Here is an 8,964-nt window from a genome sequence, read left to right as displayed (position 1 = left end):
TCAACACTCCCTTTATACTGATATAATTAAATATAAATTAGAATTACAAGAAGCAAATAATAAATTGAAAGAATCTGAGTTATTTAAAAGAGATTGATAGAGCGATGCCAATAGCTCAACGTAAGGGATTAAATTTATCTTGTAATTTTCAGTACGATTTAACAAATGCTATAATTAGTGATACTTATCGAATAGGAGCAATATTAGAGCAGTTAATAGATAATGCTATTAAATTTACTAAAGAAGGTAAAGTTGTGGTAACAGTGAACATGTTTGCTATTAGTCCAGCCGTTTCAGAATCAGAACAATAAAATAGAGAAATGGTATTTCAATTTATGGTGCATGATAGTGGCGTTGGTCTGTCTAAAGAAATCAGGCAACATCTTCATGAAAAGATTGATAAATTTGATGTTGCTACGCAATATCATGGACTTGGATCAGGATTAAGTTTTGTAAAACGTCTAATTGGTGAGCTAAATGGAGAGATTGAAGTAACAAGTAAAAAAGGTAAAAGTACTACTATTGCGTCTGTAATATACCAATTAAGTTACCTCTTCTTGATGATCTGATTTATGATATATCATGTTGATATTGATACGGTTTTGATGATTATGCATTAACGAATAATGATGATTTTCTTGATTATTGTTCTTTACTTGTTATACTTAAGCAAATTATAGTAAGGAAGGATATATGGCAAGAAGTCAAGAAAATCATCAAAAAACTATAGATCCTATTGTAGAAAAGTTAAAACCTAAAAGTATAGATCTTGAGCTAGACAAAATAAAAGTTACATATCTATCAAATTGCCGATATAGTAAAAGGCTATTAACGAAGATCATGCTTATTAATAAGGTTTCTAGACACAAAGTTGATCTTAATAAAATTAAAAAAGCAATTTATTTTGCTAAAAAGTATCATGACAGGCAAAAGCGAGAAACAGGAGAATTTTATTACTCACATCCTTTAGAAGTAGCATATATGATTTCTGATTATTTATTTAGAACGGATATCATAGTAACTAGCATATTGCATGATTGGAAGATACGTTACTTACTAAAGAAATGATTATAAAAGAATTTGGCTATAAAATTGCTAACCAGGTTGAAGATTTAACACGAGTTAACAATGATAAAAAAGTTAGTTCAGCAGAAATAGTTAAAATATTATATCAGCAAAAGAAAAAAGAGTTGCTATTAATTAAATTATTTGATCGATTACATAATATACAAACAATCGGAGCTAAAATTCCTGAGAAAGGATGGAAAATAATTTTAGAGACTTTACAATTTTTCTTAACTATTACTCTTATCTCAAGGTACCGAAAGTTACAAGGCAATTATATACACATTGCTTAAAATATAGCTGCAAATTACAAAAAATTAAGTGTACTGAGAATGTTGCAAGATAAAACTTTTATTTCAGAATGAAAGTATTACGATTTCAGGATATAGATTTTATATTGTGGTTAAAAATTTTTTATCTTGCAACACTTCCACAGATGCTTAAGTAAATATCATGTTATATCAAAATATAAGCAATAATTCATGCATTAATCAAGCTTTAGAGTTATACCATCAACACTGTTCTGATAAAACAACCTATCCTGACCAAATACATACCATCACAAAAGCATTACAACTAGAGATTCTTCCTCATTCACAGCAGTACTATTACATGAAAATATACAACATCTTAATCTAGAAAATTATAATCATTTTAATAATAATATTATATATCTAGTTGATGTTATTATTAAATTATCTACTATTCACTATAAACCATATGCTGAGCAATATATTCATTTTCATGAGCTATTACTAACTATTAATCCCAAACTACAGGAAACGGCAATATTAACTTCGATTGTTCCATTATTACATAAGGTTAGTATCTTTAACCTTGAGTATAATAATACCGATGCTCAGCATATATCAAAGATCATCACTAATTGTTATATCCCTTATATTTTATCATATACAGCACACAATGACCTTGCTTATCTTTTACAAGATTTATGTTTTAAGATTCAATATCCTGAAGAACGTAATAGAATTCTTTATTATATGCATTGGCTATATCCTGACATAGATAATATAATTCACAATATAGAACAGCAATTTGGAAATATATTTAGAAAACTAAATATAAAAGCAAGCCTAAGCTACAGAATTAAGTCCCCATATTCTATATGGATAAAAACACTTGTTAAAGATATCCATATTACAGCACTTAATGATATTTTGGCTTTTAGAGCAATTGTACCAAATAAAAAAGCATGTTACAATTTTTCTAAATTAATTCATCTACATTATAATACCATAACATCACAGTTTGTTGATTATATTAGATATCCTAAGAATAATGGATATCAATCAATACATTTAGTCATATTAGGTGGTAGTAATAAAGGTAATATTGAACTTCAAATACGCTCTACCACTATGCATAGGCAAACACAATACGGTAGTGCACATCACACTTATAAAGCAAATAAGTATTATGTATCTCGTACTAATGATAATGTTAGTGTAATATTACATTAAGTTATAGTAATAGGATACTCAATGTTGATATAAGCATCGTAACTATTACCAGTAAAATAATCAATAACGTGAGTACTTATAATACTTTTGCTTCATTTACCCACACTCAACATAGTACTCATTTTGTTGTCAATAACACTACAACATGCACATTGTCTCGGACCACCACCCCAGAATATATAACGTATAATAATAATTTATCACTTTTGATAAAAGACACTAATACTATACCTTACAACTTTTCTCTAAATATAAATCTCAATTTGCATAATATTTTAGAATATAAATTAGTACCTTTAGCAGTAGTACAGATTCCGGTAAGTAATCTATTATTCGAACATAATAGTGTTTTTATTAACATCACTTACAAACCAATATTAGCTGAATGTGCTTTTCCGGCAACTATAACTTATACAAAGAGACATGGTGATTCAAATATCAGATCAATATTTAAATCACCCTCACCAAAAACAGATATTATTACCATAACATACAATACATCATTGGGTACCATCAACAGTCAATATGGTCGAAAAAATTTTTTGTCGGATACTATAAATACATGCAATACCGAAAGAGAGTATATAGTGAATGCATTAGTAGAGCAAGAAAAGCTAAGAAATATAATACCTTTTGTATCATACTGTAATATAAATGCATTCGCAATATATGCACCTCAATTTGGCTGCGTAGAATTAGTACCATTATTACTCGTATATGGTACCAATCCTAATGTTAAAACTGATAATGGTAAAACAATATTACACTCTGGAGCTGAGTCTGGTAACATAGATTTGGTATATTTGCTAGTTGCCCATGGGGTAGATGTTAATGCTAAAGATAATTGGCATAATAATGTATTATACTATGCTTTTATATCTCGCAACTTAAATTTAGTGCAGTTTTTAGTTAAAAATGGTGCAGATGTCAATGCTAAAACTGCTAATAATGCCACAGTATTACACTATGCTGCTGGCTCTTCTAACTTAGATTTAATATGTTACCTAGTGCAATGTGGTATTGATATTAATGCTAAAACTACAAATAATGAAACAGTATTATACTTTGCTGCTGAGTGCGGAAGCTTAGATTTAATAAGTTACCTAGTTAAAAATGGTGCAGATGTTAATGCCAAAACTACAAATAATGAAACAGTATTACACTTTGCTGTTAGATCCGGTAATTACAATCTAGTATACTGGTTAATCGAGAAAGGTACAGATATGCATGCTAAAACTGATCATAATGAAACAGTATTACACTTTGCTGTGAAGTCTGATAACTTAGATTTAGTATACTGGTTAATTGAGAAAGGTGCAGATATATATGCTAAAACTACTGATAATAAAACACTATTACATTATGCTGTGATATCTGAGAACTATGAGCTGATATACTGGTTAATTGAGCAAGGTACAGATATTAATGCTAAAACTACTGATAATAAAACAGTATTATACTATGCTGTGATATTGGGTAACTACGATTTAGTATACTGGTTAATTGAGCAAGGTGCTGATATTAATGTCAAAACTACTGATAATAAAACAGTATTATATTACGCTTTAGAGTACGACTACTTTGATATTGTAAAAGTTTTAATACAATGTGGTATAGATATAGCTTCGGATATATATAACAGTACATGTCATAATTATTTATTTGATTGTATTCAGTATACAAATACAATACCACAGCAATCTATATTAGAAGATGATCAAACAGGTCATTTACAACAATATAAAAAAAATACCTCAGTAAATCTTAAAATTGATAAATTCAGCAATCAACCTGAATCATTAGATATATCAAAGGATAGTAAAGTGTTATCTAATAAAGTATCTAATAATATTTTAATATCAAATCAAGTCATGGATATCACGCTTCAAAGTTCGGATGATATACAGTGTCACAATATGAAAGGTATACACAAAAGTATCGATGATACTAAGATATCATCACATTCATTAGAGAAAAATGTACAATTTTATACAGATACACCTTATTATTATCGTTATACTTATAAAGAATATTATCAATATGGTAGTATTGAATATAATTCTTACCGTTATCAGAATGCAATATTATACTACGAGTATGCAATTAATAGTATAAATCATACCAATTACAAGGAGTACAATGACGAGGAAAAGCACTATATTATAAAGTTACTTGGAAATATATACGTTGATAAAGGGAATGCGTTGTGCATGCAGTACAAATATGATGAAGGTATTGTACATTATCATTCTGCTTTATCAATTTATGACAAATTAATAGGACAAGACAATATAGGATATCTAATCGCTCTTGCTAAATATAATTTTGGTAGTGCAATGTTGAAACAAGCTATTGATCAATATAAGAAAGGAGATCATGAACTTGCCAAAGCATATTATGATCAAACACTTGAATTATATAAACCAGCAGAAAAATATGGTTTATGTAATGTTGATGAATTGCAAAAGGAAATACTAGATAATTATACAATAAAAAATAATTATAATTATATTTCTACTTATAATTATAGTAATACAGACACGTTGTACACTAATATGCTTGGTGAGATAATGGTGAATGCCTAATAGGAATTCAGTTAAGGAACTTTCGCTGTAACGCAAAACGGTATATCTTCTAGGCATAAAAACCTAGTTAACACTATTCTTAAAACGATCGTTTTGGAAACATGTAACGTCTCTACCAAAAATTTATAACGCCAGGTAAGGATAAGAGAGGATATTGTGAGTAGGAAGGAATAAGAGTTTACAAGATAGGAGTGTTGAGTTATATAGTATTTTGATTAAAAAATATGGCTCTGTCAGATTCTTTGTAGAAGGAGGAAGGCTAATTTATTAGCTAAATCTCATAAGTATAAGTCTTCTACAAAAAACCAAAGATTACTAGATTGGTCAATATTTATAACTAATGTATCAGAGAATATGATTAGTGCTGAGCATATAATGATAATTTATCGAGCAAGATGGCAAATTGAATTATTGTTTAAATTATATAAAAGCCATATAAAAATTGAAAATCTTAAAGGAAAAAGTAAAAGTCCCCAAGGGTTTTGTATGAATTATATGGTAAATTATGTAGTGCGATTATTTTTCATGGGTTGTCAAATTATGTAGAATTAGCAAATAATAGAGAAATTAGTTTAACCAAGGCTCTTATTGAACTGCAGAAAAGATCAAGAGAATTATTCCTGAATATTAGTAAAAGTCGTAATCATTTAGAGCAATTTCTTAAAAAATTAATTATAGATTGGGCAAGATTCTCTTTGAAAGATAAATATCGTAAAACTAGATTATCTTTCTTAAATACACTGAAATTATTAACTGTTATAGCTTAACTTGATGCGTATGGTCTATTGAACAATCCCGTTATAAATTTTAAGATAAGAAATGCTTATCTTTTAATTCTTGATCAAAAATATCCCGACCAATTTTAGTCCATTGGTCTTTGATATGTGTGGACTTTGTTAATTCATTTTTTAAAGCAATTAATACTCCAAATAAACTATTGGTAGGTAAGTCATCGAGGTTTGCTTTAGCAATCAATCCCCCCAGTTCAATTAAGCGACGAGTACGCACTTTTCTTTCTATAATTTTAAGTTTAGCTTCTTCAGTAATAATTTTGGCTTTCTTTTGTTGTAATTTTAAGTATACTATTCTAAAAATTATTGCTTACATGTCATGAATGCACAATAAATTTAAGAAGTCCAATGAATTATAGAGTTCTAATAAAAATTTTTATATTTTTTTCTGAACCAAATAATTGATACAACAGAAGACTACAAGCAATAATAAATGGATAGGACAATTCAAGAATCCCCACTCCTACCGAACCAGCAAATTAATATAAACAGATATTGCCATTATTTTAAGTAGTAGCTGAAAAGCTATAGAGAAGAGGTTATTAACCCAACTTCAGATTAGGTTAATATGCAATATATAAACCTAAAGGTTTATTATTTGCTTGCTGGTTCATATGTTTGAGATTCAGTGGATGATTTTAAGATTGCATGGTAATGTCAATGATAGGTTGAACATTATTAGAATTAACAAACCATAGCAATACAGTTTGCAAGGATAGAGATAGTAAGTAGGAGTGAAGGTAAAAATGCTTGTTTGAAAGCTGCTTATAATGCCAGGCTAATTATTAAAGATGAGAATACTAACGTTACTTATAATTTTAGCAAAAAAGGCGATAATGTTTACCATGCTGTTTTATTGCCTAATTATGCAGATAAAAGATTTAAAGACCCAAGGGTCTTAATGAATGAGGTAGAGCGTACAGAGAAAAGAAAAAACAGTCAATTATTAAAAGATGCAGTTATAGCACTGCCTGATGATAAGGAATTAGATTTAGATGATAGAATAGCCATTACTCATGAAATCATCGAAGAGATGGGGTGGGTAAGAAATGGTCTAGGAGTTCAGGTTGATATTCATCAGCCACATGACGGAGAGAAGAATTGGCATGCCCATCTGCTTGTTACCACCAGAAGATTTACAGAAAACGGTAAAGCATTAGGAGCTATTAAATTCAGATAGGTTGGTAAAACTATATAATGAAGATGGTACTGATACTAAATACTATACTACTCAAGACATAAGGGATGAAGAATTAAGGATAGTTAGAATAGCAGATAAGGTAAATAACCAATTCATTTTAATAACGTTGTTAAACTTAAAAGTACTATCGACAACCTAGCTAGTGTTAATGAAGCACAAAGAGAAAGCTTACAACATATTTTAATTAATAGCCAAGGGATTAGGATCTTGCAAGGTAGAGCCGGCACCGATAAGTTACAAGTACTTGCTGAAGCTTATAAAATTGCTACTAACCATGGGCAAAATATTATAGGACTCGCTCCTACTCATAAAGCAGCATCGGAGCTTAAAAGTAAAGGTTACCAGCAATGTCATACAGTAAAAGGGTTTTTGTTTAAATTGTATAATGGCAAAGCTGATCTAGCAAGAAATAGCCTACTAGTAGTAGATGAAGCAGGGATGGTAGGTAATAGTGATTATTTAGAATTACTAAAAGTAGCAAGGAGTAATAATTGTAATCTGATACTGGCTGGAGATGAGAGACAACTAACTTCCGTTGAGCGAGGAGGAATGTTTGCAGTATTAGCTAGTAAATTTGGCTCATATGAATTAAGTAACATTAGAAGACAAAGTAAAGTGTGGGCAAGAGAAATGGCTTCATGCTTTGCAAGATCAGATATTACTGGTGGTTTGCATTTACTAGAACAACATAACTGTTTAAAGAGCGATCATACACTAGAAGAATCAATGGCAAGATTAATTGAGGATTGGAGTAATAGCAAATTTGCTCTAAATGAGCGTTTAATAATTACCATGTGTAATATTGAAGTAGATAGTATTAATCAAGGGATCAGGGAGTTACTAAAAGCTAAAGGCTTGCTTACCGGTGAGTATAGACGCTATCTACCATCTCAGCAGTATGAAGATTATATGGCAGGAGATCGTATTTTGTTTAAAAGTACTAATAAAGATTTACAAATAGAAAATGGTGAATTTGCAACGATAACTTCAGTAAGTAACGATAAGTTTGTTGCTAAAACAGATAGCGGGAAAGAAATAGAATTTAATCCTCAAGATATAAGCTTTAAACATGGCTATGCTTCTACAGTGTATAAAGATGCGTTGATCTTATGTGAATATGGCATAATCTCAACGATAGTGGAAAACTAAGACCTACTAAAAACCAAGTTAAATAAAATTTATAGCCCAAATATTGTTTGAATAAATAATTAATATATTCAATCAAAGCTACTGAAGCGACAATTATAGCTAAATTAATAAAACGATTTAATTTTGATTGAGGAAGGTCAAAATATTTATAAAACAGCCCCAAGAAATAGTAAAACCGAGCAATCCCCAAAATACCGTCCATACCCAACCAAGACAATTCAGCTCAATAATTTTAAGATAAGCTATCATAGGCACAGTTAATAGCCATAAAAACGCTCCAAACATATAAGGGTATTTTTGAATAATCACCGGGTAATGATAGCCCTTATAAATCAGCGAAAATCCCATATCGGTTAAAATCACCACTATTATTATTCTTAATAAGGAATATCTAATATTCGCAAAAAACCAACCGTAAAATACTACGCCACTGCTCATATGACCGCTAGGGAAAGCAAAACCTTTAATATTTAGAGCAGGATTTAAAGGTATTTCAAATGTATATTTTAATAATATATTTAAAATTGTAGTGAAAAGTAGTAATACACAAATAGCTTGTGCAAATAGTTGCTTCCTAAATATAGTAAATCCGAGTATTATAATAATCTCATAACAATATTCTTGTCCAAATAACAAAAAAAATTTTGTTAAATATTGAAAAAAATATCCTTATTCATTGCTTTACTTAATTT

The 8,964-nt window shown here is 29.5% G+C and carries 6 protein-coding genes and 3 pseudogenes; 7 read left to right on the top strand and 2 right to left on the bottom strand.

The annotated features are described in order from the left end of the window. Positions 1–104: 104 nt before the first annotated feature. The 6 genes and pseudogenes from SB78_RS10760 to SB78_RS10745 all read left to right on the top strand — a co-directional run. Positions 105–311 (top strand): ATP-binding protein, encoded by a 207-nt coding sequence (locus tag SB78_RS10760; RefSeq protein ID WP_052458475.1) that lies wholly within the window; start codon positions 105–107, stop codon positions 309–311. Between the two features lie 9 nt (positions 312–320). Next, positions 321–569 carry a sensor histidine kinase gene (locus SB78_RS10755; protein WP_052458474.1) on the top strand — a complete coding sequence of 83 codons (249 nt, stop codon included), beginning with the start codon at positions 321–323 and terminating at the stop codon, positions 567–569. Between the two features lie 124 nt (positions 570–693). Then, positions 694–1,430 (top strand): annotated as a pseudogene (locus SB78_RS03160) (HD domain-containing protein). 636 nt (positions 1,431–2,066) lie between these two features. Then, entirely contained in the window at positions 2,067–2,546 is a 480-nt protein-coding gene (locus SB78_RS10750) for a hypothetical protein (protein ID WP_241773701.1), read from the top strand. 542 nt (positions 2,547–3,088) lie between these two features. Next, a complete protein-coding gene (locus tag SB78_RS03150) occupies positions 3,089–5,131 on the top strand; it encodes an ankyrin repeat domain-containing protein (protein ID WP_158510095.1) in 2,043 nt (680 codons plus the stop codon). A gap of 234 nt (positions 5,132–5,365) precedes the next feature. After that, positions 5,366–5,898, top strand: a pseudogene (locus SB78_RS10745) (transposase); the annotation flags it as partial. A 40-nt stretch (positions 5,899–5,938) separates the two neighbouring features. Here SB78_RS10745 and SB78_RS03135 read toward each other — a convergent pair. After that, positions 5,939–6,139 (bottom strand): conjugal transfer protein TraD, encoded by a 201-nt coding sequence (locus tag SB78_RS03135; protein WP_241773700.1) that lies wholly within the window; start codon positions 6,137–6,139, stop codon positions 5,939–5,941. 477 nt (positions 6,140–6,616) lie between these two features. On the opposite strand from SB78_RS03135, the pseudogene SB78_RS03130 reads away from it, so the two are divergent. After that, positions 6,617–8,272 (top strand): annotated as a pseudogene (locus tag SB78_RS03130) (AAA family ATPase). 117 nt (positions 8,273–8,389) lie between these two features. Here the strand turns inward: SB78_RS03130 and SB78_RS03125 are convergent. Then, the gene (locus SB78_RS03125) at positions 8,390–8,908 is read right to left on the bottom strand and encodes a phosphatase PAP2 family protein (protein WP_241773699.1); all 519 of its coding nucleotides are present in this window, start codon (positions 8,906–8,908) and stop codon (positions 8,390–8,392) included. Positions 8,909–8,964: the final 56 nt, after the last annotated feature.

The sequence above is a fragment of the Rickettsia asembonensis genome (assembly GCF_000828125.2).
Classification (GTDB): Bacteria; Pseudomonadota; Alphaproteobacteria; order Rickettsiales; family Rickettsiaceae; genus Rickettsia; species Rickettsia asembonensis.
The sequence above is the reverse complement of the archived record's forward strand: the minus strand, read 5'-3'. Positions and strand labels throughout refer to the sequence as shown.